22 protein-coding genes are annotated in these 24,107 nt (G+C 72.6%); 4 read left to right on the plus strand and 18 right to left on the minus strand.

Annotated elements, in window-relative coordinates; translation table 11 throughout:
• Positions 1-5 precede the first annotated feature (5 nt).
• Genes hutI through CXQ97_RS06330 form a run of 5 tightly spaced genes read right to left on the minus strand, consistent with a single transcriptional unit; the run spans position 6 to position 6,283 of the window.
• Positions 6-1,208: an imidazolonepropionase gene (gene hutI / locus CXQ97_RS06310; RefSeq protein WP_104180005.1), complete on the minus strand. Its 1,203-nt coding sequence runs from the start codon at positions 1,206-1,208 to the stop codon at positions 6-8.
• Positions 1,208-2,671, minus strand: coding sequence for a formimidoylglutamate deiminase (locus tag CXQ97_RS06315; protein ID WP_104180006.1), 1,464 nt, complete (start codon positions 2,669-2,671; stop codon positions 1,208-1,210). The genes hutI and CXQ97_RS06315 overlap by 1 nt, the downstream gene beginning before the upstream one ends.
• A complete protein-coding gene (locus CXQ97_RS06320) occupies positions 2,668-3,885 on the minus strand; it encodes an allantoate amidohydrolase (protein WP_104180007.1) in 1,218 nt (405 codons plus the stop codon). The genes CXQ97_RS06315 and CXQ97_RS06320 overlap by 4 nt, the downstream gene beginning before the upstream one ends.
• A 44-nt stretch (positions 3,886-3,929) precedes the next feature.
• Positions 3,930-5,606 carry a urocanate hydratase gene (gene hutU / locus CXQ97_RS06325; protein ID WP_104180008.1) on the minus strand — a complete coding sequence of 559 codons (1,677 nt, stop codon included), beginning with the start codon at positions 5,604-5,606 and terminating at the stop codon, positions 3,930-3,932.
• A complete protein-coding gene (locus tag CXQ97_RS06330; RefSeq protein WP_104180009.1) occupies positions 5,603-6,283 on the minus strand; it encodes an IclR family transcriptional regulator in 681 nt (226 codons plus the stop codon). Before CXQ97_RS06330 ends, hutU begins: the two co-directional genes overlap by 4 nt.
• A 102-nt stretch (positions 6,284-6,385) precedes the next feature.
• On the opposite strand from CXQ97_RS06330, the gene hutH reads away from it, so the two are divergent.
• Both hutH and CXQ97_RS06340 read left to right on the plus strand, forming a co-directional pair.
• Positions 6,386-7,969, plus strand: a complete 1,584-nt coding sequence (gene hutH / locus CXQ97_RS06335; RefSeq protein ID WP_104180010.1) for a histidine ammonia-lyase — start codon at positions 6,386-6,388, stop codon at positions 7,967-7,969.
• Positions 7,970-8,011: 42 nt separating this feature from the next.
• Positions 8,012-8,866, plus strand: a complete 855-nt coding sequence (locus CXQ97_RS06340; RefSeq protein WP_104180011.1) for a siderophore-interacting protein — start codon at positions 8,012-8,014, stop codon at positions 8,864-8,866.
• 15 nt (positions 8,867-8,881) lie between these two features.
• Here CXQ97_RS06340 and CXQ97_RS06345 read toward each other — a convergent pair whose 3' ends face one another.
• The 4 genes from CXQ97_RS06345 to CXQ97_RS06360 all read right to left on the minus strand — a co-directional run bounded on the left by CXQ97_RS06345 (position 8,882) and on the right by CXQ97_RS06360 (position 12,854).
• Positions 8,882-10,084, minus strand: coding sequence for a cation:proton antiporter (locus CXQ97_RS06345; protein WP_104180012.1), 1,203 nt, complete (start codon positions 10,082-10,084; stop codon positions 8,882-8,884).
• A 7-nt stretch (positions 10,085-10,091) separates the two neighbouring features.
• On the minus strand, positions 10,092-10,574 hold the full coding sequence (locus tag CXQ97_RS06350; RefSeq protein ID WP_104180013.1) for a cation:proton antiporter regulatory subunit: 483 nt from the start codon (positions 10,572-10,574) through the stop codon (positions 10,092-10,094).
• A 24-nt stretch (positions 10,575-10,598) separates the two neighbouring features.
• Positions 10,599-11,573, minus strand: coding sequence for a cation diffusion facilitator family transporter (locus tag CXQ97_RS06355; RefSeq protein WP_104180014.1), 975 nt, complete (start codon positions 11,571-11,573; stop codon positions 10,599-10,601).
• A 183-nt stretch (positions 11,574-11,756) separates the two neighbouring features.
• The gene (locus CXQ97_RS06360) at positions 11,757-12,854 is read right to left on the minus strand and encodes an FAD-binding oxidoreductase (protein WP_104180015.1); all 1,098 of its coding nucleotides are present in this window, start codon (positions 12,852-12,854) and stop codon (positions 11,757-11,759) included.
• A 117-nt stretch (positions 12,855-12,971) separates the two neighbouring features.
• Here CXQ97_RS06360 and CXQ97_RS06365 point away from each other — a divergent pair, with 117 nt between their 5' ends.
• On the plus strand, positions 12,972-13,994 hold the full coding sequence (locus CXQ97_RS06365) for an NADPH:quinone reductase (protein WP_104180016.1): 1,023 nt from the start codon (positions 12,972-12,974) through the stop codon (positions 13,992-13,994).
• Positions 13,995-14,028: 34 nt separating this feature from the next.
• Positions 14,029-14,412, plus strand: a complete 384-nt coding sequence (locus CXQ97_RS06370; protein ID WP_104180017.1) for a YchJ family metal-binding protein — start codon at positions 14,029-14,031, stop codon at positions 14,410-14,412.
• A 31-nt stretch (positions 14,413-14,443) separates the two neighbouring features.
• Here CXQ97_RS06370 and CXQ97_RS06375 read toward each other — a convergent pair whose 3' ends face one another.
• From CXQ97_RS06375 to CXQ97_RS06415, 9 genes are all read right to left on the minus strand, one after another.
• Positions 14,444-15,712 carry a glycine C-acetyltransferase gene (locus tag CXQ97_RS06375; RefSeq protein WP_104180018.1) on the minus strand — a complete coding sequence of 423 codons (1,269 nt, stop codon included), beginning with the start codon at positions 15,710-15,712 and terminating at the stop codon, positions 14,444-14,446.
• Between the two features lie 14 nt (positions 15,713-15,726).
• Positions 15,727-16,770, minus strand: coding sequence for an L-threonine 3-dehydrogenase (gene tdh / locus CXQ97_RS06380; protein WP_104180019.1), 1,044 nt, complete (start codon positions 16,768-16,770; stop codon positions 15,727-15,729).
• 397 nt (positions 16,771-17,167) lie between these two features.
• On the minus strand, positions 17,168-18,067 hold the full coding sequence (locus tag CXQ97_RS06385) for an aminoglycoside phosphotransferase family protein (protein WP_104180020.1): 900 nt from the start codon (positions 18,065-18,067) through the stop codon (positions 17,168-17,170).
• Between the two features lie 340 nt (positions 18,068-18,407).
• Positions 18,408-19,922 (minus strand): Asp-tRNA(Asn)/Glu-tRNA(Gln) amidotransferase subunit GatB, encoded by a 1,515-nt coding sequence (gatB, locus tag CXQ97_RS06390; protein WP_104180021.1) that lies wholly within the window; start codon positions 19,920-19,922, stop codon positions 18,408-18,410.
• The gene (gene gatA, locus CXQ97_RS06395) at positions 19,922-21,436 is read right to left on the minus strand and encodes an Asp-tRNA(Asn)/Glu-tRNA(Gln) amidotransferase subunit GatA (RefSeq protein ID WP_104180022.1); all 1,515 of its coding nucleotides are present in this window, start codon (positions 21,434-21,436) and stop codon (positions 19,922-19,924) included. The genes gatB and gatA overlap by 1 nt, the downstream gene beginning before the upstream one ends.
• Before the next feature lie 3 nt (positions 21,437-21,439).
• Complete coding sequence (gene gatC / locus CXQ97_RS06400; RefSeq protein ID WP_104180023.1) at positions 21,440-21,736, minus strand: Asp-tRNA(Asn)/Glu-tRNA(Gln) amidotransferase subunit GatC; 297 nt, start codon at positions 21,734-21,736, stop codon at positions 21,440-21,442.
• A gap of 111 nt (positions 21,737-21,847) precedes the next feature.
• The gene (locus CXQ97_RS06405; protein WP_104180313.1) at positions 21,848-22,354 is read right to left on the minus strand and encodes a GNAT family N-acetyltransferase; all 507 of its coding nucleotides are present in this window, start codon (positions 22,352-22,354) and stop codon (positions 21,848-21,850) included.
• A gap of 54 nt (positions 22,355-22,408) precedes the next feature.
• Positions 22,409-22,798, minus strand: a complete 390-nt coding sequence (locus CXQ97_RS06410) for a hypothetical protein (RefSeq protein WP_104180024.1) — start codon at positions 22,796-22,798, stop codon at positions 22,409-22,411.
• A 103-nt stretch (positions 22,799-22,901) separates the two neighbouring features.
• Positions 22,902-24,053: a glycerol dehydrogenase gene (locus CXQ97_RS06415; RefSeq protein ID WP_104180025.1), complete on the minus strand. Its 1,152-nt coding sequence runs from the start codon at positions 24,051-24,053 to the stop codon at positions 22,902-22,904.
• Positions 24,054-24,107: the final 54 nt, after the last annotated feature.

Consider the following 24,107-nt stretch of genomic DNA (forward strand, 5'->3'; position numbering starts at 1 on the left):
GCGGCCTAGCGCACCCGCCGGCCCGCCTTCCACACGGCATGCACGAGCGGCATCCCGGGCCGGTACGCGAGATGCGTCGCCGACGGGGCGTCGAGCAGCTGCAGGTCGGCCCGGTGGCCGACGGCGAGCGACCCGACGGCCCGGCGGCCGTCCGCGTCGTCGCCCGTGTGGCGCCGCAGGGCGAGGGCTCCGCCGTACGTGGCGGCGCGGACCGCCTCGTGCACGGTCAGCCCCATCTGCAGCACGGCCGTGGCGACGCAGAAGGCCATCGAGCTGGTGTAGGAGGTACCGGGGTTGCAGTTGCTGGCGAGGGCGATCTGCACGCCGGCGTCGAGCAGCCTCCGGGCGGGCGGGAAGGGCTGGCGGGTGGAGAGGTCGCAGGCGGGCAGGCAGGTGGCGACGGTGCCGGGCTCACCTCCCGCGGCGGAGCCGGACCAGGTGCCGGCGAGGCCGTCGACGTCGGCGTCCGAGAGGTGGTTGACGTGGTCGACACTGGCGGCGCCGAGCTCGACGGCGAGCGCGACGCCGGCGCCGGGTCCCAGCTGGTTCCCGTGCACGCGCAGGCCGAGGCCCGCTGCCGCACACGCCTCGAGCACGCGGCGCGACTGCTCGGCGCTGAAGGCCCCGGTCTCGCAGAACACGTCGGCCCAGCGGACGTGGGGCCGGACGGCGTCTAGCATGGGGCCGGCGACGAGGTCCGTGTAGGCGTCGGCGTCCGCCCCCTCGGGGACGAGGTGCGCGCCCAGGAACGTGACCTCGTCCACCACGCCGGCGGCGATGCGCGCGCTGCGGGCCTCGTGCCCGACGTCGAGCCCGTAGCCCGTCTTCGTCTCGAGGTAGGTGGTCCCGCCCGCGGCGGCCTCGGCGACACGGGCGAGCAGGAGCCGCGTGAGGTCGTAGTCCCCGGCCGCGCGCGTCGCCTCGACGGTGACGGCGATGCCGCCCGCCGCGTACTCCTGTCCCGCCATGCGCGCCTCGAACTCGGCCGTCCGGTCCCCCGCGAACACGAGGTGCGTGTGGCTGTCGACCCAGCCGGGCAGGCCGGCGCGGCCGCCGGCGTCGTACGCCTCGTCCGCCGCGGGGGCGTCCGCTGACGGACCGATCCAGCTGACGCGCTCCCCCTCGAGGACCACGGCTGCGCGCCGGAGGACCGGAGCGTCGCCGTCCTGCGTCGTGAGTTCGCCGATACCGGTGATGAGGAGGGACATCAGGGCCGGGCCCCTTGGCGCGGGGACGCGGTCCGGTCCGCGGCGGGGCTGGACGCACCATCGAGGCGGGCGATGGCAGCGGCGAGCAGGGGCCCGGGGTCGCCGAGCCGGGCGTGGACGCCGCCGCGCGCGAGCAGGACCCCCCCGACGACGACGGCCGTCACGTCCTGCCCGGTCGCGGTGTAGGCGAGCTGCTCCGGGGCGGATCCGGCCGTGCGGGTGCTGCGCGGGTCCACCGCCATCAGGTCGGCGACGCATCCCGGACCGAAGCCCGCACCCGGGCGTCCCTGCGCCGTCGCCCCGCCGGCGGCCGCGATGCGGTGCAGCTCCTGCGGATCGAAGTGCCCCCGGCGCCCGGTACGCAGGCGCTCGCCGTGCTCGAGGGCCCGCATCTCGAGCCAGGGGTCCACGACGGCGTGCTGGTCTGAGCCGAGGGCGAGGGTCGCCCCGGCGCTGCGGAACTCGCCCGCGGGTCCGATGCCGTCCGCGAGGTCCGCCTCGGTGGTGGGGCACAGGACGACGACGGCGCGGGCGTCGGCGAGCGTCGCGATGTCCTCGCCGACGACATGCGTGGCGTGCACGGCGGACAGGCGGCCGGTCACGAGGCCGTGCCGGTGGAGCAGCCCCGTGGGGGTGCAGCCCGTGGCGCGCAGGCAGTCCTCGTTCTCCGCGGGCTGCTCGGACAGGTGGACGTGCAGGGGCAGCCCGGGCGGCAGCTGCGCGGCGATGACCGCCAGCTGGTCCTCGGGGACGGCCCGGACGGAGTGGAGGGCGGCGCCGACGGTCACCTGGTGTGCGGGGTGGAGCGCACCGACGGCGGCACGCAGCGAGGCGAGCCGTGCGAGCCAGCGCTCCGCGGTCCCGTCGGAGAAGCGGCGCTGCCCCGCCTCGAGCGGCGCCCCGAACCCGCCCGCGAGGTAGCAGGTGTCGAGCAGCGTCAGGCGGATGCCCGCCCGCACCGCCGCCCGGGCGAGGGCCAGCTCCATGGCGTGCGGTCCGTCGCGGTCGCCGTCGCGGTCGCCGTCGGCGCCGTCGTCCGGGCCCTGGCCGTAGGGAGTGCCGTCCGGGCGGTGATGCACGTAGTGGAACTCGGCGACGCTCGTCCACCCGGCCGTGACCATCTCGGCGTACGCGGCCGTGGCGAGCTCCTCGTACAGGGCCGGCGTCAGGGCGTTCGCCGCGCGGTACATGGTCTCCCGCCACGTCCAGAACGTCCCTCCGTCGACCGTGTCGTGGGTGCGTCCGCGCAGCGCCCGGTGGAACGCGTGGGAGTGGGCGTTGGCGGCGGCCGGGAACACGACGCCGTCCAGCACGACGTCGCCGTCCCGCGCGGAGACGCCCTGCAGGACGCCCACGACGTAGCCGTCGGCGTCGACCTCGACGCGCACGGCGTCGCGCACCCCCTCCGCGCCCAGCCAGGCGGAGGCGCACCAGACGGCGCGGGCGACGGCCTGCTGCGTCACAGCAGGTCCTCGAGGACGTCCGCGAGCGCGAGGGCCCCGGCGTCGGCGTCGGCGCGCTCCACGAACTCCTCGGGCGAGTGGCTGATGCCGGTGGGGTTGCGCACGAACAGCATGGCGGTGGGAGCGATGGACCCGAGGATGCCGGCGTCGTGCCCGGCGCCCGTGGGAAGGGTGGGCGCGCCGGGGAAGGCGCGGCCGAGCGCGTTGCCGAGCGAACGCCGGAGCGCCCCGTCGAAGTGGACGGTGCCGCTCCGCGACTCCTCCGTGAGGGCGGCGCGGCAGCCCTCGAACGCGCAGATCTTCTGGGCCTGGCCGTGGATCTTCTCGATGAGCGACGCCGTCACCGCGTCCTCCTCGTGGCGCACGTCGAGCCACAGGTCCACGCGGGAGGCGATGACGTTCGTGCCGCCCGGGACGGGCTGCAGGCGTCCCACCGTGGCGCGGGCGCCGTCCTGCTCCGCCGCGATCCTCCGGGCCGCGAGGACCACCTGGGCGGCGGCGATCATCGGGTCGGCCCGGTCCGCCATGAGCGTGGTGCCGGCGTGGTTCCCCTGCCCGGTGATGGACAGGCGCCAGCGGCCGTGGCCCAGCATGGTGGAGCCGACGGCGACGGCGGAGTCCAGGTCGATCAGCCCGCGCCCCTGCTCCACGTGCAGTTCCACGAAGTCGCCGATACGCCGGATCGCCTCCTCGTCCCGCCCCAGCTGCGCGGGGTCGAGGCCCGCGGCACGGGAGGCGTCGGCGAAGGTGGTGCCGTCGGCGTCGGTCAGGGACCGGACGTGGTCCGGGTCGAGCGTCCCGGTGAGCAGGCGGGAGCCGAGGCAGGAGACCCCGAAGCGGGAGCCCTCCTCCTCGGGGAACACCGTGACCGCGAGCGACCGGCGAGGCCGGACGCCGCGTTCCCGCAGCAGGTCGACGGCGACGAGCGCGGACGCGACGCCGAGCGGGCCGTCGAACGCCCCGCCGCCCGGCACCGAGTCGAGGTGGCTGCCGGTGACGAGGGCGCCGTCGCGGCTGTCGGTCGCGTCCCACCACGCCCAGAGGATGCCGTTCCGGTCGGTCTCCACCGACAGTCCGCGGGCCGCGGCCTCCCCGGAGAACCACTCGCGCAGGGAGAGTTCGGCGCCGGTGAACACGCCGCGCGAATAGCCTCCCCGGGCCGCGTCACGGCCGACGTCGCTGATGGAATCGAGGACTGAGGATACGGTCTGCACGGGTGCCTTCCGGTGGTCTGTCTGGTCTGGACGGTCGGGGTCTCTCAGGATTGCATGGGGATGCGCACCCCGCGCTCGGCCGCGACCTCGCGGGCGCGCTCATAGCCGGCGTCGACGTGGCGGATGACGCCCATGCCCGGGTCGTTCGTCAGGAGGCGTTCGAGCTTCTGCGCGGCCAGGTCGGTGCCGTCGGCCACGGAGACCTGCCCGGCGTGGATGGAGCGGCCGATCCCGACGCCCCCGCCGTGGTGGATGGACACCCAGGTGGCACCGGAGGAGGTGTTCAGCAGGGCGTTCAGGAGCGGCCAGTCGGCGATGGCGTCCGACCCGTCGGCCATGGCCTCCGTCTCCCGGTAGGGCGAGGCGACGGAGCCGGAGTCGAGGTGGTCGCGGCCGATGACGATCGGGGCGGACACCCTCCCCTCGGCGACGAGCCGGTTGAAGAGCAGGCCCGCCTTCGCGCGGTCCCCGTAGCCGAGCCAGCAGATGCGTGCGGGCAGGCCCTCGAACTCCACGTGCTCGGCGGCGGCGTCGAGCCAGCGGTGCAGGTGCCCGTTGTCGGGGAACAGTTCCTTGAGGGCGGCGTCCGTGACGGCGATGTCCGCCGGGTCCCCGGAGAGCGCCACCCAGCGGAACGGTCCCAGCCCTTCGCAGAAGAGCGGGCGGATGTAGGCGGGGACGAAGCCGGGCACCTCGAACGCGCGCCCGAAGCCGCCCGTGCGGGCCTCGTCGCGGATGGAGTTGCCGTAGTCGAACACCTCGGCGCCGGCGTCGAGGAAGCCGACCATCGCCTCGACCTGCAGGGCCATGGAGGCCTGCGCCTTCTTGGTGAAGCCGTCGGGGTCGGCCGCGGCCTCGCGCTCCCACTCGTCCGGGGCGATCCCCTCGGGCAGGTAGCTGAGCGGGTCGTGGGCGGAGGTCTGGTCGGTGACGATGTCGACGTCGAGCCCGCGCCGCAGCAGTTCGGGGAAGAGCGTCGCGGCGTTGCCGACGACGCCGACCGACAGGGCGCGCTTCTCGCGCTTCGCGGCGAGGACCTGCGCGACGGCGTCGTCGAGCGTGTCCGCCACGGTGTCGAGGTACCGCTTGGCGACGCGGCGGCGCAGGCGCGCCTCGCTGACGTCGACGATGAGGACGGCGCCCCCGTTCAGCGTGACGGCGAGCGGCTGCGCGCCGCCCATGCCGCCGCAGCCCCCGGTGAGGGTCAGCGTGCCGGCGAGGGTCCCGCCGAACCGCTTGCGCGCGATGGCGGCGAACGTCTCGAACGTGCCCTGGAGGATGCCCTGCGTGCCGATGTAGATCCAGGAACCCGCCGTCATCTGCCCGTACATCAGAAGGCCCTCGGCCTCGAGGCGGCGGAACTCGGGCCAGGTGGCCCAGTCGCCCACGAGGTTGGAGTTGGCGAGCAGCACGCGCGGCGCCCACGGGTTGGTGCGGAAGACCCCGACCGGCTTGCCGGACTGCACGAGGAGCGTCTCGTCGTCCTCGAGGGTCTCCAGGGTGCGGACGATCGCGTCGTACGCCGCCCAGCTGCGTGCGGCGCGGCCCGTGCCGCCGTAGACCACGAGGTCCTCGGGACGCTCGGCCACCTCGGGGTCGAGGTTGTTCATGAGCATGCGCAGGGGCGCCTCCGTCTGCCAGCTCTTCGCGGTCAGGCGCGTGCCCCGGGCGGCCCGGATGGAGCGGGAGGGATCGTGCGTGGGACTCGGGGTGCTCGTCATGCTGGTTCTCCTCGGGTGGTGGCGGTGTCGTGCGCGTCCGGCGGGGTCAGGAGTGCTGCGGCCTCCTGCGCGACGAGCGCTCCGAAGCGGCGGGCCTCGACGGCCGTGATGCGGTAGCTGGGGACGACCACGCTGAGGGCCGCGACGGCGCGGCCGCCGGGCGAGACGGGCGCGGCGATGGCGGTGACGTCGGCCTCGATGCCGTCCCGCACGACGACGAAACCGCCGGCCGGCGGGCCGCCCGCGAGGACGGCGCCGACGGCGGTCCCGTCCAGCGGGATGCTGCGACCGATCCAGCTGGCATGGCGGACCGAGTGGGTACCCTCGCGCATCGCGAGGTAGACGCCCTCGCCGTCGTGCGAGGGGACGCTCAGGTACGCCGACTCCCCGGTCTGCCGCACGAGGCGTTCGAGGGCGGGTTCGGCGAGGGAGACGAGCGATTCGTGCCCGAGCGCCTGCGCGCCGAGCTGCACCACGCGGAGTCCGGGCCGGTACGCGCCGAGCGGGTCGCGCCGCACGAAGCCCGTCCCCTCGAGGGTACGCAGCAGCCGGAGCGCCGTGGACGCCGACAGCTCCGCCTCCCGTGCGGCGTCCGCCAGGCTCAGCGATCCGGCGTCGCACACCGCGCCGAGGAGCACGAGCGCACGCTCCACCGTGCGGGTCGAGGACTCCGCCATGCCCACCTCCTTGCGTTCGGACCTGCTGTAGTTTTCACTTATTGAAACGTCCTTTCCACTCAATGGCAATAGCGGCAGCGACCGCAGGAACCGAGGCAGACCGTGTCCCAGCCCTCCGTGATCATCGGAACCGGCCCCCTCTCCCCCGCCGACGTCGTCGCCGTGACCCGCCACGGCGCACCGGTCGAACTGGCCCCCGAGGCCCTGGCCGCCATGGCGGCCTCCCGCCGGGTCATCGACGCGCTTGTCGACGACGGCACGCCGCACTACGGCGTCTCGACGGGTTTCGGCGCCCTGGCCACCCGGCACATCCCGCTCGACCAGCGCACCCGGCTCCAGCGCAGCCTCATCCGCAGCCACGCGGCGTCCTCGGGCGCCGAGGTGGACCGCGAGGTGGTGCGCGGCCTCATGCTCGGGCGCCTGTCGACCCTCGCGACGGGCCGCACCGGCGTGCGCCCGGCCGTCGCCTCCACCTCCGCGGCGCTCCTCAACGCCGGCATCACCCCCGTGGTCGGCGAGTACGGCTCGCTCGGCTGCTCCGGCGACCTCGCACCGCTCTCGCACGTGGCCCTCGCGCTCATGGGCGAGGGCACGGTCCGGAACGCCTCCGGCGACCTCGTGCCTGCCGCGGAGGCCCTCGGGGCCGCCGGGATCGCTCCCGTGGAACTCCGCGAGAAGGAGGGCCTGGCGCTCATCAACGGGACGGACGGCATGCTCGGCCTGCTGATCCTCGCCTCGGCCGACCTCCATCGGCTCCTGGCGACCGCGGACCTCGCGGCCGCCATGAGCGTCGAGGGACTGCTCGGTACCGACGCCGTCTTCGCCGAGGACCTGCATGCCCTGCGGCCCCACCCCGGGCAGGTCGCCTCGGCCGGGAACATCCGCGCGCTGCTCGAGGGGTCCCCCCTGCTCCGCGAGCAGCTGACGTCCGAGACGGGGCGCCACCGGTTCACCCGCGTCCAGGACGCCTACTCCCTGCGGTGCGCGCCCCAGGTGCACGGCGCCGCTCGCGGCACCCTCGCGCACGCAGACGCCGTGGCCGCCGTCGAACTGGGCTCCGCGATCGACAACCCGGTGATCACCCCGGACGGCCGGATCGAGTCGAACGGCAATTTCCACGGCGCGCCCGTGGGCTACGTGCTGGACTTCCTCGCGATCGCCGTCGCCGACGTCGCCTCCATGAGCGAGCGCCGCACCGACCGCTTCCTCGACAAGGCCCGCAGCCACGGACTCAACGCGTTCCTCGCCGACGATCCCGGGGTGGACTCCGGGCACATGATCGCCCAGTACACGCAGGCGGGCATCGTGTCGGAGCTGAAGCGGCTCGCGAACCCGGCCTCCGTGGACTCCATCCCCTCCTCCGCGATGCAGGAGGACCACGTGTCCATGGGCTGGGCGGCGGGCCTCAAGCTGCGCCGGGCCGTGGACGGGCTCACGCGGGTCCTCGCCATCGAGATCCTGACCGCTGCGCGGGCCCTGGACATGCGCGACGGCGGTGCCGCCGGCGCGTCCGGCTACCGCAGCGCCGCGCCGATCGCCGCCGTCCGGCAGCGGTTGCGCCAGGACGTCGAGGGGCCCGGGACCGACCGCTACCTGGCGCCGGAGATCGAGGCCGCACGCCTGCTGGTCGACGACGGTTCACTGCTCACCGCCGCGCTCGAGGCGCTCCCAGCGACGCTCCGGTGAAGGTTGTTAGGGTGGACCGACCCCCTGCAGAAAGCGACGCCCATGTCCTCCCCCGTGTCGTCCCCCGCCTCCGAGCCGTCCCGCAAGCCGCCGCGTCCGCAGGCGGTCCTGACCGTGCTGGAGACGCAGTGGCTGAGCCCCCATCTGGTGCGGGTCGTGGCGGGCGGCCCGGGATTCGCGGACCTGCAGGACTGCGACGCGACGGACAAGTACGCCAAGCTGCTCTTCGCAAAGCCGGAACTCGGCCTGGTCCCGCCCTACGACCTCGCAGCCCTGAAGGACGAGCTCCCGGCGGGTGACCGGCCCGTGAAGCGGACCTACACCATCCGCTGGCTCGATGCCGCGTCCCGGCGGCTCGCCATCGACTTCGTGGTGCACGGCGACGCCGGCATCGCAGGGCCCTGGGCCGCGGCGGCGGCACCCGGTGACGCCCTCGTGCTGATGGGCCCCTCCGGCAAGTGGTCGCCCGACCAGGACGCCGACTGGCACCTCTTCGCCGGCGACGACTCCGCCCTGCCGGCCATCGCCGCGGGCATCGAGGCACTGCACCCCGCCGCCGTCGGGCATGCCTACCTCGAGGTCGACGGTGCCGCGGAGATCCTGGCCCTGGAGGCGCCTGCGGGCCTCGAACTGCACTGGCTGCTGCGCGACGGGCAGGCGGCGGGGACGACGACGCTGCTCGCCGACGCCGTCGCGGCCGGACCCTGGCCCGCGGGACGCGTCGACGCGTTCGTGCACGGCGAACGGGGTGCCATGAAGGCGCTGCGCGACGTCCTGTTCAAGGAGAAGGGACTCGCCCGCTCGCAGGTCTCGCTCTCCGGCTACTGGGCGTACGGGCGCGAGGAGGACACGTTCCAGGCCGAGAAGCGGGAGCCGATCGGCCAGATCCTCGACTAGCGCGGCCCTCTCGGCTCACGTGCCCCGCGGCGCCGGGACCGGCCGCGGGCGCCGCTTCGGCAGGCGGTCGGCCAGCTCCATGGCCGGTTCGGCGAGCCGTGCGAGCACCGGCCCGAGGACGGCCATGAGCAGCACGTAGGTGGTGGCGAGGGCCGCGAGGTCCGGGATCACGGCCCCGGAGGTCACGGCGAGGCCCGCGATGACGATGGAGAACTCGCCGCGCGCCACGAGCGCGGTCCCGGCGCGGGCGCGGCCCATCCGGCCGATCCCCTGGCGGCGGGCGGCCCACCAGCCGGTGGCGATCTTCGTCGCCGACGTCACGACCGCCAGCATCAGCGCCACGCCGAGCACGGGCGGGATGGAGGCCGGGTCGGTGTTCAGCCCAAAGACGACGAAGAAGATGGCGGCGAAGAGGTCCCGCAGGGGTTCCAGGATGCGGGCGGCGTTCTCCGCCGTCGCACCGGAGATGGCGATGCCGAGCAGGAACGCACCGACGGCCGCGGAGACCTGCATGGCCGAGGCTAGTCCGGCGACGAGGAGCGCCGCCCCGATGAGGGTCAGGAGGAAGACCTCCCGGTCCGTGCTGTCGACGATGGCGGAGACGACGTTCCCCCAGCGCAGGGCGACGACCAGCACGAGGGTGACCACGAGCAGGGAGATCCCGACCGTGCCGAGCCCGCCGGCGAAGCTCAGCCCGGCGAGGACCGCGGTGAGCACCGGCAGGTAGACGGCCATCGCGAGGTCCTCGAAGACGAGGATCGCGAGGACCGTGGGGGTCTCCCGGTTGCCGAGCCTGCCGAGATCGGCGATGACCTTCGCGGCGATCCCCGAGGACGAGATGTAGGTGACGCCGCCCATGACGAGCGCGGCGACCGGCCCCCACCCGAGGATGACGGCGACGAGGACGCCGGGCGTGAAGTTGAGGACGAAGTCGACGATCCCTGCGAGCCAGGACTGGCGCAGGCCGGTGACGAGTTCCTTGGCCGTGTACTCGAGGCCGAGCATGAGCAGCAGCAGAACGATGCCGATCTCGCTGGCCACCTCGCTGAACTCGATGACGCCCTCGAGCTGGAGGAACCCGCCCTGTCCGAAGAACAGCCCTCCGATGAGGTAGAGCGGGATGGGCGAGAGCCCGATCCGGCCGGCGAGCCGGCCGAGGATGCCGAGGAAGAGCAGGATGGCGCCGAGTTCGATCAGGGTCAGGGCAGTCGTGTGCACAGGCCGCTCAGCCGTTGCGCAGGATGTCCGCCGCGGTGTCGAGGCCCTCGGAGGTACCCACCACCACCAGCAGGTCGCCGGCGGTGAGGGTGAAATCGGGTGTCGGCGAGGCCTGCACCTGGCCCGAGCGGAGGACGGCCACGAGGGAGGCACCCGAACGCGAACGCATCCGGGTGTCCGCGAGGGGGCGGCCGTCGAAGGGTGAACCGCGCTCGATGAGGAACTGCCGCGTGGAGACGCCCGGGAGGTCCCGGTGCTCCTCCGTGAGCTGCGCGACGAGCTGCCGCGAGCCGAGCAGGTTCCCGATCGTCGCCGCCTCGTCGGGGGTCAGCGGGATGGAGGCCACACAGGCGTCCGGGTCGCTGGCCTTCGAGATGATGAGGTCGAGATCGCCGTCACGCTGGGCGACGATCCCCACCCTGCGGCCGGATCCGGTGACGATCTCTCGCCGTACTCCGATGCCGGGCAGGCGCGTTTCGATGACGTTCATGCGCCCATCCTAGTCCCGCTGCGACTACTCGTTGCCGGGTACGGCCCGCGTGGGGCTCCCGTTCGCTGAGGGCGTCGCGGCGGCCTCCGGGACGAACAGATCCGGCTCGAGGTAGATGGCCGTGGCGATCGGTACGGCGGCCCGGATCCGCTGCTCGGCGCCGTTGATGTCCTCGGCGACCTGGGCCCCGCTGTCCCGGCTCCCGACCGAGATCTTGGCTGCGACGAGGAGCTCGTCCGGCCCGAGGTGCAGTGTCTTGAGGTGGATGATGCGGGTGGAGCCGTCGCCGCTGATGGCCGCCTCGATCTTCGCGACATCCGCGGCGGTCGCTGATTCACCGAGGAGCAGGCTCTTGGTCTCGACGGCGAGGATGGCCGCGATGGCCACGAGGAGCAGGCCGATCATCGCGGTGCCCGCGGCGTCCCACAGGCCGTTGTCGGTGAGCAGCGTCATGGAGACGCCGAACAGCGCGAACAGGAGGCCGATGAGGGCGCCGAGGTCCTCGAGGAGGATCACCGGCAGCTCGGGCGATTTCGCGGTGCGGACGAAGCGCACCCAGCCCATGCCGCCGCGCACGTGGTTGGACTCCTTGATGGCCGTCCGGAACGAGAACGACTCGGCCACGATCGCGCCGAGCAGGACCGCGAGCGGCACCCACCAGAAGGGGCCCTCGATCGGGTGCGGGTCCTGGTACTTGTGGTACGCCTCGTAGAGCGCGAAGAGTCCGCCGACGCTGAACAGGACGATGGAGACGATGAAGGCGTAGATGTAGCGCTCGCGCCCGTAGCCGAAGGGGTGGTCCGGGCTCGCCTGGCGCTTGGCCCGCTTGCCGCCGACGAGCAGGAGGACCTGGTTGCCCGAATCCGCGACGGAGTGGATGCCCTCGGCCAGCATCGACGAGGAACGGGTGAGCGCGAAGGCCACGAACTTGAGCGCGGCGATCGTGAGGTTCGCGGCGAGTGCCGCGACGATCGCCTTGTTGCCTCCACTTGCTGACATGATGCGTTCCGTTCCGAGTGTCCGCCGCTGCGGCGGGTGTTCCGACGATGACCAGGCGCGCCGCGGGTACGTAGCGCCGCGTCCTCCAGCCCCTACTCTACGGAAACCTCGCTCGGCCGGCCGGGGCGGTGTGCGGCGCGATCACCCGTTGCGGGCGGGCCGACATCCGGTCTCCCGCTCGGCTCACGCGGGCCTGAGGGCCGCTGCGGCCGCGACGACCTGGCCCGGGTCGGCGCCGACATCGGCAGGGTCCGCTCCCGTGAGCAGCACCGCCGCGAGTTCCGCGAGACCCGATGACGTCTGGAAGCCGTAGCCCCCCTGCCCGGCGAGCCAGAAGAAGCCGGGGTGGGCGGCGTCGAAGCCGACCACGGGCAGGCCGGACTCCCGCTGCGTCCGCAGGCCCGTCCAGGACCGCTGGACCGATGTGATGCCGAGGGTGGTGACCGTGGCCAGGTGTTCCAGGAGCCGCTCGACGTCGCCCGGGTGGGGCTGCGCGTCGCCGGGCTCGGCCGGCTCGGCCTCGCTCGGTGAGACGAGGACCCCCTGGGCGTCCGGGCGGTAGTAGAACGAGTCGTCCGCGGCGGCGACCATCGGCGTCCCGACGGGCGGCGCGTTGGTCGCCGAGACGATCGCCGCCGTCCGGCGCAGCGGCACGAGTCCCTGCGGCGCGACCCCGCAGAGCGCGGCGACGCCGTCGGCCCAGGCGCCTGCAGCGTCGACCACGACCTCCGCACTGATGCTGCGGTAGCCGGCCCGGACGCTCCATCCGGCGCCGTCGTACCGGGCGGAGGTGACGGGCGCGCCCGTGAGGACGAGGACGCCGTCGTCGCCCGCGCTACGCCGGTGGTACTCGAGGAGGAGATCGGTGTCGGTGCCGACGCAGCCGGTGTCGAGGGCGGCCGCCTCGAAGGCGTCCGGGCGCAGCTGCGGGCACAGCTCGAGGGCCTCGGCGTGGGTCACGGGACGCATCGCCGCACTGGCCTTCGCGGCGACGTCGGCCTCGGACCCGATGAGCAGGAAGGACCGCGGCACGGTGAGCGGCAGCCCGGTGGAGGACTGCACGCCGGACAGCACGTCGAGCGTGCGGCGGGTGAGGTCCCGCAGCGGCTCGGGACCGTAGCTGGGGATGAGCTGCCGGGCGGAGCGCGACGACGTGTGGTACCCGAGGGTCGGCTCCGCCTCGACGAGGACGACGCTCGAGAACGGGGCGAGCGCGGATGCCAGGGAGAGGCCGGCGATCCCTCCGCCGATGATGAGGACGTCGCACTCGAGGGAGGTCATCCCGTCATCCTAGGGCGGACCTCCCCCATCCGGATGCGTCCGGCGTGCTCTCCCTGTCGGTCGGGCGGATCCCGGGCCCGGGGAATACCGTCCGGGCATCGGCAGTTCCGGCTAGTCGTGAAAGCAATCATCTACTCCTCCACCGGCCCCTCCTCTGTTCTCTCTCTCGTCGACCGCGACGTCGCGACGCCCGGTCCGGGCGAAGTGCGAGTCCGCATCGTCAACTCCGGCGTGAACCCCACGGATTGGAAGGCCCGCGCCGACGGCGACATCCCGTTCCCCGAGGTGGTCCCCAACCAGGACGGTGCCGGGGTCGTCGACGCGGTCGGCGACGGCGTCACCGAGCCGCAGGTGGGCGACCGGGTGTGGATCTACCTGGCTGCTCACGGCCGCCCGACGGGGACCGCCCAGGAGTTCACCGTGATTCCCGCCGAACGGGCTGTCCGACTGCCGGACGGCGTCGATCTCGATGTGGCAGCCAGCCTGGGTGTACCAGCGATGACGGCGCACCGTGCCCTGACCGTCCACGAGGACGGGCCGTCGCGGCTCGCTCCCGGCGCCCTCGAGGGACGCACGGTTCTCGTCCAGGGCGGCGCCGGAGCCGTCGGCCACGCGGCGATCCAGCTCGCCGCCTGGGCAGGCGCAACCGTCATCGCAACGGTCAGCAGCGACGCGAAGGCCGAGCTCAGTCTCGCCGCGGGGGCCCACCACGTTCTCCGCTACCCCGACGATTCCCTCGCCCGGCGCATCCGCGAGGCGGCTCCAGGCGGCGCCGACCATGTCGTGGAGGTGTCCCCCGGGCAGAACGCGGCGCTCGACGTCGAAGTGATCGCCAACCATGGCTCCATCGCGTACTACGCGAACAACAAGGGTGACGACTTCACCGCCCCCGTGGTCGCGAGTTTCGCGAAGAACGTCCGCTGGCAGGGCCTGCTGCTCTACACGGTGGGTCAGGACGCGCTCGTCGCTGCGGCGGAGGACATCACGGCGGCGCTGCGCAGCGGGGCATTACCGGTCGGGGAGTCCGCCGGACTCCCCCTCTCCTGGTTTCCGCTCGAGGAGACCGTCGCCGCTCACGACGCCGTCGAGAACGGTGTGACCGGCAAGGTCATCATTCGCGTCTCCGACGAGAACTCCTGAGTGATCGACCATCCCCGGTCAGGAAGGGTGCCGCATGACCCTTGAGGACTGCCCCTGCGGGACCGGTCTGCCGTACGAGGAATGCTGCGGGCCGCTCCACCGGGGAGGGGCGCCTTCGACGGCGCTCGCACTGATGCGCTCACGGTTCTCGGCCTTCGCTCTCGGGCTCGAGCGGTACCTGCTCGACTCGTGGGACCCGTCGACACGTCCGGATACCGTCGATCTCGACGGGGACGTCGAATGGCGGCGCCTGCAGATCGTCGACACGGCCCTCGGCGGCGACTCCGACGACGCCGGCGTGGTGGAGTACCGAGCGTCGTTCCGGGAAGCCGGGCGGTCGGGACTGCTGCATGAGCGCAGCCGATTCGTTCGGGTGGAAGGGCGCTGGAAGTATGTCGACGGCGACGTGAGCCCTTAGGACCCGCAGCCACTCGCGAGGTGGTACCGGATCACGCGCCGCCCACATGCGCACCGGGCGAACCGGCGTCGGAAGCAGGTTCACCGCCGTCGGCCCCCGATCCCCCCGCACCCACCTCGGCCCGGGCGGCGACGAACGCCCGGACGCACGCCTCGACGTCGTCGCCCGTGTGCGCGGCCGAGAGTTGGACGCGGATGCGGGCCGCGCCCTTCGGGACCACCGGGTAGCTGAAGGCGGTGACGAAGACACCGTGGGCGAGCATCGCGTCGGCGGTGCGTGCGGCGAGCACGGCGTCCCCGAACATGACCGGGATGATCGCGTGCTCGCCCTCGAGCAGCTCGAAGCCCTCCTCCGTCATGCGCCGGCGGAACAGCGCGGCGTTACGAGCGAGGGTCTCGCGGAGTTCGGCGCTGGTCTCGACGAGGTCGAGCGCCGTCAGGGTCGCGGCGACGATCGACGGGGCGAGCGAGTTCGAGAACAGGTAGGGCCGTGCCTTCTGGCGCAGCAGGGCGACGATCTCCGCGCGGGCGGCGACGTACCCGCCGGACGCACCGCCGAGGGCCTTGCCGAAGGTGCCGGTGAAGATGTCCACGCGGTCCGCGACGCCGGCGTGCTCGGGCGTCCCGGCACCGGTGGCGCCCATGAAGCCGACGGCGTGGGAGTCGTCGACCATGACCATCGCGTCGTAGCGCTCGGCGAGATCGCAGATGGCCTCGAGCGGGGCGAGGTAGCCGTCCATGGAGAACACGCCGTCGGTGACGACCAGGCGGCGCCGCGCACCCGAGGCCTCCTGCAGCTTCGCCTCGAGGTCCGCCATGTCCCGGTTGGCGTAGCGGAAGCGCCGGGCCTTGGAGAGGCGGATGCCGTCGATGATCGACGCGTGGTTCAGCGCGTCGGAGATCACGGCGTCCTCCGCACCGAGGAGCGATTCGAAGACTCCGCCGTTCGCGTCGAAGCAGGAGGAGAAGAGGATGGTGTCCTCGGTGCCGAGGAACTGCGAGACGCGCCGCTCGAGGTCCAGGTGCAGGTCCTGGGTGCCGCAGATGAAGCGCACCGAGGCCATGCCGAACCCGCGTTCGTCGAGCGCCGTCTTCGCGGCCGCGATGAGGTCGGGGTGGTCGGCGAGGCCGAGGTAGTTGTTGGCGCAGAAGTTCAGCACCCGCGCGTCGTCGGCGCCGAGGGCGCCCGCCGTGATGGAGCTGGACTGCGGCGACGAGATGCGTCGCTCGTGCTTGAAGAGGCCTGCGCTGCGGATGTCGTCGAGTTCACCGGCGAGCTGGTCGCGGACTGCTGAGTACATGGTGTTCCTGCTTCCTAGAAGGTGGTCCAGTCGAGGACCACTTTGCCGCTGGCGCCGTCGCGCGCCGTCCGAAAGCCCTCCTGCCACCGGCCCGCCGGGAGGCAGTCGGTGACCACGGACGCGACCGCCTCGCGCAGCGTCCGGTTGGACTGCAGCATGGCGCTCATCGCGTACCAGGTCTCGAACATCTCGCGTCCGTAGATGCCCTTGAGGGTGAGCATATGCGTGACGACCTTGGCCCAGTCGATGGAGATGGGACCGGAGGGCAGCCCGAGCATGGCGATCTTGCCGCCGTGGTTCATGTTGTCGATCATCTCGGGGAGGGCGGTCGCGTGGCCGGACATCTCCATGCCGATGTCGAAGCCCTCCTTCATGCCGAGTTCGCGCTGTGCGTCCGCGACGCGCGTGCGGCTGACGTCGACGGCGATGTCGGCACCGACGCCGCGGGCGAGCTCGAGGCGGGGGGCGGAGACGTCGGTGATCGCGATCTTCCGGGCCCCCGCGTGGCGGGCGACGGCGACGGCCATGAGTCCGATCGGTCCGGCCCCCGTGATGAGCACGTCCTCGCCGACGAGCGGGAAGCTGAGCGCGGTGTGGACGGCGTTGCCGAAGGGGTCGAAGACGGCGCCGAGCTCGGGGGTGATGGTGGCGTCGTGCACCCACACGTTGGTCTCGGGGACGACGACGAACTCGGCGAACGCGCCGTCGCGCTGCACCCCGACGCTCGAGGTGTGGATGCACATCTGGCGGCGGCCGGCCCGGCAGTTGCGGCAGATGCCGCACACGATGTGGCCCTCACCGGACACGCGGTCGCCTACGCGGACATCGCGGACGCCGTCGCCGAGGGAGACGACCTCCCCGTAGAACTCGTGGCCGGGGATGAGCGGTGCGGAGATCATGCCCTGCGCCCAGGGGTCCCAGCTCTCGATGTGGAGGTCCGTGCCGCAGATGCCGGTGGTGATCACCCGGATCTTGACCTCGCCCCACCCTGCGTCGGGTTCGGGCCGGTCCACGAGTTCGAAGCCGGGGTGCGCCCCGGATTTGTACAGCGCCTTCACTGAACGGTTCCTTCCAGGCCGCCCGGATCCTCCAGCGGGATGGGCTGGGCCTGGGCGGTACGAGTGCCGGGCGGGATATTGCCCGCGGCAACACTATCAGCGGCCGGGCTCGGGTACGCCGCCGCTTCGGGTCTGCCGCCGCTTCGGGTCTGCCGCCGCGCCGGGTGCCCATCCCCGGGGGAACGCCGCCCCGCACCTGGACAGCCGCGCCGGGTGCCCAGACCCGGGGGAACGCCGCCCCGCACCTGGACAGCCGTGCCGGGTACACGGATGGGTGGCTGCGACCGGGCGGACGCCACCCCTAGACCCGTGGCACAGGCCCATCCCCGGGGGAACGCCGCCCCGCACCTGGACAGCCGCACCGGGTGGCCCGGAGGGAGGAACGAGGATGGTGGAGTCAGTCCTCGACGACGGCCGCGAGGATCTCGACCCCGAGCGCGAGGAACGCCGGGAAGTCGTCCGACGACGCCGCCAGGGAGCTGCCCATGTTCACGGCCCAGCCACGCGCCCGGGCCCACGTCTCGGCGTCGCTCGGGCGCAGCCGTTCCAGCTCGGCGCGGAATGCGGAACGTCCCGCGGCATCGAAGTGCAGCCAGGCTGCGGCGAGGTCGGTCGCCGGGTCCCCCGAGCACAGGTCACCGAAGTCGACGACGCCGGCCAACGCGCCTCCGGGCCGGAGGACGACGTTGCCCGGGTGCAGGTCGCCGTGCAGCCACAGCGGCGCCTGCGCCCAGTCCGGAGCGGCAACGGCCGACTCCCACACCCGCAGCAGGGACGTGACCGGAGCCCCGGGAATCTCCGGCAGGGTCGCCAACCGTGTCCGGACCACGTCGTCGCGCGCAGCCAAGGGCCCGCCGCGTCCCACGGGACTGGCGGGAGCATCGGGCGGTGCAGGGCGCTGGAACTCGGCGAGGAACCGCGCGAGCGCGACGACGGAGGAGGAGCGTTGTGCGCGCGGGACGGCGATGCCGCTCGTCCCGTCGATCCACCGGCAGACGGACCAGTGCCACGGGTAACCGGCGCCCGGACGTCCCGTCCGCAGGGGTGCCGACGTCGGGACGGTCAGGGACGAGGTGAGGCGCGGCAGCCATTGCTGCTCCGCGACCATCAGCGCGTCGGCGACCGCACGCCGGGGCAGGCGCACCACGAGGTCCTCCCCCAGCCGGAAGAGCGTGTTGTCCCATCCGCCGCCGACGGGCCGCACCGGCAGGTGCGCCAGGTCCGGCGCCTGCTCGGCGAGCAGGGAGACGACGAGGTCGGCTGCGACGTCGATCTCCGCCTCGGGCATCCGGGCCATCTAAACCTCCTGGGAACGCTGAACCCGTGGCAACGGGGCAGACCCGTGGGAACGCTGAACCCGTGGCAACGGGGCAGACCCGTGGGAACGCCGCCGCGGGTCTGCCCTGCCGCGCCGGGTGCACGGCTCGACACGGCAGCATCGCCGCCCCCCGGTATTGGCCTACAGCAGGGGCCCGACCGCAGGGGCCTGACAGCTGCTCCCTGCAGCTACCGACCGCAGACACGGGGTGGCGGTGCAGACCCGGCGGATCTCCCCACCGGGTCTGCCCTGCCGCGCCGGGTGCGCACGGACGAAGGACGACGACGACGACGCACCGAGGTGCGGCCGACCTGAGGAGCTAGCCCTCGACGCCGAGGCGCTGCAGGATCAGCTCGCGCACGCGGCCGGCGTCGGCCTGCCCGCGGGTCGCCTTCATGACACCGCCCACGATCGCACCGACGGCCTGGACCTTGCCACCGCGGATCTTGTCCGCGACGTCGGGCTGGGCCGCGAGGGCGCCGTCGATGGCCTCGAGCAGCGGCCCGTCATCGGACACGACGGCGAGGCCGCGCTTCTCCACGACCTCCGCGGGCGTGCCTTCCCCGGCGAGGACGCCGTCGAGCACGTCGCGGGAGAGCTTGTCGTTGATCTTGCCGGACTCGATGAGCGCGTTGAGCTCGACGATCAGCTCCGGTGTGACGCCGAGCTCGGCGGGCTCGACGTCGGCGAGCTTCGCACGGCGGGAGATCTCGCCCATCCACCACTTGCGGGCGACGGGGGCGCTGACACCTGCGGCGATGGTGTCCTCGATGGAGGACATGACGCCGGCGTTGACGACGTCGCGGAACTCGGCGTCGGAGTAGCCCCAGTCGGCCTGCAGGCGCTTGCGGCGCTCCGCGGGAGGCTCGGGCAGTTCGGCGCGGAGCTTCTCGATCCACGCCTCGTTCGTCACGACGGGAACAAGGTCCGGCTCGGGGAAGTAGCGGTAGTCGTCGGCGTCGGACTTGGGGCGTCCGGATGTCGTCGAGCGCGTGTCCTCGTGCCAGTGGCGGGTCTCCTGGAGGATCGGCGTGCCGGAGTCGAGGACGGCGGCGTGGCGCTGGATCTCGTAGGTGACCGCGTGCTCGACGGCGCGCAGCGAGTTGACGTTCTTGGTCTCGGTGCGCGTGCCGAACTTCTCCTGCCCCTTGGGCTTGAGGGAGACGTTCGCGTCGCAGCGCACGTTGCCGCGCTCCATGCGGGCATCGGAGACTCCGAGGTTCTTCACGATCTCGCGGATCGCCGCGACGTAGGCCTTCGCGAGCTCGGGCGCACGCGCCCCGGCTCCGACGATCGGCTTGGTGACGATCTCGATGAGGGGCACGCCGGCACGGTTGTAGTCCACGAGGGAGAACTCCGCGCCCTGGATGCGACCCGTGGAGCCGCCCATGTGGGTGAGCTTCCCGGCGTCCTCCTCCATGTGGGCGCGCTCGATCTCGACCCTGAAGACGGTGCCGTCGGCGAGCTCGATGTCGATGTGCCCGTCGTACGCGATCGGGTCCTCGAACTGGGACGTCTGGAAGTTCTTCGGGGTGTCCGGGTAGAAGTAGTTCTTCCGTGCGAAGTAGCACTTCTCCGCGATCCTGCAGTTCAGCGCGAGGCCGATCTTGATCGCGGACTCCACGGCCACGCCGTTCACCACGGGCAGGACGCCGGGCAGGCCGAGGTCCACGGGTGTCACGTTCGTGTTGGGCACGTCCCCGAACGCGTTGGGGGCGGAGGAGAACATCTTGGTCTTCGTGTTGAGCTCCACGTGGACCTCGAACCCGAGGACCGGGTCGTACTTCGCCAGGGCCTCGTCGAAGGTCAGGACCTCATCGGTTACAGCAGTCATTACTTCCCACCTGCAATCTGTGTGATCTCGGGGGCCTTGGCCAGCAGCGGCCCGCCCCACGTGTCTTCGAGCAGCGATTCGAGGACGGCGCCCACGCGGTAGAGGCGTGCGTCCTGGCGGGCGGGCGCGAGGAGCTGGATGCCGACCGGCAACCCGTCCTCGTCCGCGAGGCCGCCCGGCAGCGACAGGCCGGGGACGCCGGCCAGGTTCGCCGGGATGGTGGCGACGTCGTTGAGGTACATCGCCAGCGGGTCGTCGAGCTTTTCGCCGAGCTTGAACGCCGTGGTCGGCGCCGTCGGCGAGACGAGGACGTCGGCCTGCTCGAAGGCCGCGGCGAAGTCGCGCTGGATTAGGGTCCGGACCTTCTGCGCCGAGCCGTAGTAGGCGTCGTAGTAGCCGGCGCTCAGCGCGTAGGTGCCGAGGATGATGCGGCGCTTGACCTCGTCGCCGAACCCGGCGGCACGGGTGGCGCCCATGACGCGCTCGATCGTCGGCGTGCCGTCGGGCACCACGCGCAGGCCGAAGCGCACGCCGTCGTACTTCGCGAGGTTGCTGGAGGCTTCCGACGGCATGATCAGGTAGTAGGCGCCGAGCGCGTACCTGAAGTTGGGGCAGGAGACCTCGACGATCTCCGCACCCGCCGACCGCAGGAGTTCGAGCGACTCGTGGAAGCGCGTGAGGACGCCGGCCTGGTAGCCGTCGCCCTGCAGTTCCTTGATGACGCCGATGCGCATGCCCTCGACCTGCCCCATGCGTGCGGCCTCGACGAGTGCGCCGACGGGGTCGGTGAGCGATGTCGAATCGTGGGGGTCGTGGCCGCCGATGACCTCGTGCAGCAGGGCGCTGTCGAGCACTGTGCGGGAGACGGGGCCGATCTGGTCGAGCGAGGACGCCATCGCGATGGCGCCGTAGCGGGAGACGCCGCCGTAGGTGGGCTTCACGCCGACCGTCCCGGTGACGGCGCCGGGCTGGCGGATGGACCCGCCGGTGTCGGTTCCGAGGGCCAGGGGCGCCTCGAAGGCGGCGACGGCGGCAGCGGACCCGCCGCCGGATCCGCCGGGGATGCGGTCGAGGTCCCACGGGTTGCGGGTGGGACCGAACGCGGAGTGCTCGGTCGAGGAGCCCATGGCGAACTCGTCGAGGTTGGTCTTGCCGAGGATCGGCATCTTCGCTGCGCGGAGCCGGCGGACCACCGTGGCGTCGTAGGGGCTCTGCCACCCCTCGAGGATCCTGGACCCCGCCGTGGTGGGCTGGCCCTTCGTGACGATGAGGTCCTTCACGGCGATGGGCACGCCGGCGAGCGGGTGCAGGGCGTCGCCGCCGGTCCGGGCCTTGTCGACCTCGGCGGCGACGAGCAGCGCCTCGTCCGTGTTGACGTGCAGGAACGCGTTGATCGCGCCGTCCACGGCGTCGATGCGGTCGAGGTGGGCCTGCGTCACCTCGACGGCGGAGACCTCCTTCGACGTGAGCTTCCGCGCGAGGGCGTCGGCCGAGAGGTGGATCAGGTCTGTCATGGGTTACTCCCCGTCCAGGATGGCCGGGACCTTGAAGCGGCCGTCGGCGTTGTCGGGCGCGCCGAGGAGCGCTTCCTCGTTGCTGAGCGTCTCGCCCACCACGTCGTCGCGGAACACGTTGCTCAGCGGGATAGGGTGGCTGGTCGCGGGGACGTCGTCGCCCGCCACCTCGCTCACGGACTTGATGGAGTCGACGATCACGGCGAGCTCCCCCGCCATGCGGTCGAGCTCTGCGTCGGTCATGTCGATATGGGCGAGCCGCGCGAGGTGCGCGACGTCGTCCCGGTTGATCTCAGCCATGGATCTCCCCTGGAAGTCGGAGGTGGGTGTCTGCCCCCAGTCTAGTGGCGGCACGGGAGGCGCCCGGCATCGGACGGGCCCGACGACGGCGGCTCCCTCCCGTTCCGCGGGTCACAGGGGAAGGCGGAAGACCCAGAGCAGGATGTCCTCGTTCGGGACCTCCCAGTCCCGCTCGGGCACCCGGACGAACCCCATCGATTCGTAGAGGCGATGGGCACGCACCATGTCCGAGCCGCTCGTGAGGCTCACGGCCTCGATGCCGGGGAGCGTGCGGGCGTGCTCGATGATGCGCTCCACCATCGCCCGGCCGACCCCGCCGCGCTGTACGGCCGGGTCCACCGCGAGCATGCGGAACTCGAGTTCACCCTCGATGGCGATGTCCGTGTACCGCTGGCCGGCGAAGGTCAGCGCGACCGACCCGACGACGTCGCCGCCGCGCTCGGCCACCCAGACCTCGGCGTGCTCGGCACGGTGCTCGATGTCGGACAGCACCGCCATGTAGGGGTGCGCCTCGTTCGTGAAGTAGCCGGCCTCGAGGTACGCGCCGCGCGTGATGCGGCGGACGTCCTCGAAGTCACCGGGCCGGACGGGCCGGATGACGAGGCTCGGGTCGGACAGGGGGTTTCCGGGCGTCGCGGTGGTCACCGGCCCATTTTGCCATGCACCCGGTGCCTACGACGTGCGATCGCCGCCGGGCATCACGGGCCCGCGCCCGTCGCTGCGACCGTCGCTCCCGCCGTCACCCCCGGGGTCGTCCGCGCCGTCGTCCCTGCCGCCGCGGAACAGGTTGCCGCGCAACGCGTAGAGCTGGGCGCCACCGAGCACGAACGCGATCAGGATGCACAGCGCGGGAGGCAGCGACGTCGTGTACAGGAGGACGAAGCCGAGCGATGCGGCGAACACGGCGACCGCGACCCCCACGAGCAGTCGCGTCGACGGGTCCAGGAGTCGGGCCGGCCTCCGTCCGCGCGGAGCAGTACCGGAGTGCCGGGAGTCGTCCTCGTATCCGTCCCGGTACCCGTCCACGGTCCACCCCTCCACGCTCTGCCGGACACCGCTCACGCGGCCGTTGCTCCCGGACCGGGACGTGCATCCCGCCGAGGTGCAACCAGTGTGGGCCACTCGATCCGTCGGGGCAACGCCCGGCGTGCCACGGGGGACGGACTCAGTGGGCGGCCACGTACGGCTCGGGAGCGGGGAGGCCGGCCTCCTCCCGGACCCGGCGCGAGAAGCGCTCGATCGACGTGAGCGCGGAGACCACGTCGGCGGGCCGCACGTCGAACGGCATGGCGTGGATGGTCTCCCCCGGGACGGTCGCGGCGGCGGCGACCAGCTCGAGTTCCTCCGTGTCCTCCACGGTCAGACCGACCTCGGTGAGGGTCGTGGGAAGGCCCACCCTCGTCGTGAATTCGACGAAGTCGCGGATGTCCGACGTCGGCGCGCCCTCGAGGACGAGCTGGGTCAGCGAGCCGATGTTCACCTTCTGGCCGTGCGCCAGCCCGTGGGTCTGCGGCGCGGCGGTGAGCCCGTTGTGGATGGCGTGGGCCGCCGCGAGGCCCCCCGACTCGAAGCCGAGGCCCGAGAGCAGGGTGTTGGCCTCGATGACCTTCTCGAGTGCAGGGGTCACGAGCCGGTCGCGGACGGCGTCGAGGGCCGGCAGCGCGTTGTCCCACAGGATGTCCCAGCTCAACCGTGCCAGGGCCGTCCCGGTGAGGGTCGGCAGTCCCCCGGCCATCGTCAGCGAGCTCGACGCCGCCGTCGCGCGCGCTTCGAGCCACGTCGCCAGGGCGTCCCCCACCCCTGCCGCGAGGAAGGCTGCGGGGGCATTGGCGATGATCTGGGAGTCGACGAGGACGAGGTCGGGATTGCGCGGGAAGAAGCGGTATTCCTCGAACGCGCCGTCCTCCGTGTAGACGACGGCCAGGGCCGACGTCGGCGCGTCCGTCGACGCGACGGTCGGGACGGTGACCCACCGGATACCGGCCAGGAACCCCGAGGCCTTGACGGCGTCGATGGTGCTCCCGCCGCCCACCGCGACGGCGACGTCGGCCTTCGTCGCCCTGATCACCTCGACGAGGCGGTCGATCTCGCGGGCCGACGGCACGCCGCGGAAGGCCTCCCGCGTGACGGGGAGCCCCGCCGCTTTCAGGGACGTGGTCACGTCGTGCCCCACGAAGCCCCACACGGCGTCGTCGGCGACGACGAGCGGCGTCCTCCCGATGGGTGCGAGGTACTCCCCGAGCCGGGAGATGGCCCCCGGGCCCTGGGCGTACCGGCCTGGACTGATGACCGAGCGGATGGGACTGTTCGCGGACATGGGAACCTCCTGGGACGTCGTCGTCGATGGCTGATCGGGTCGTTCGGCGGGGCA

Origin of the sequence: Arthrobacter sp. B0490 (assembly GCF_002929355.1) — a bacterium.
In the GTDB taxonomy this organism is placed as follows: domain Bacteria; phylum Actinomycetota; class Actinomycetes; order Actinomycetales; family Micrococcaceae; genus Arthrobacter_D.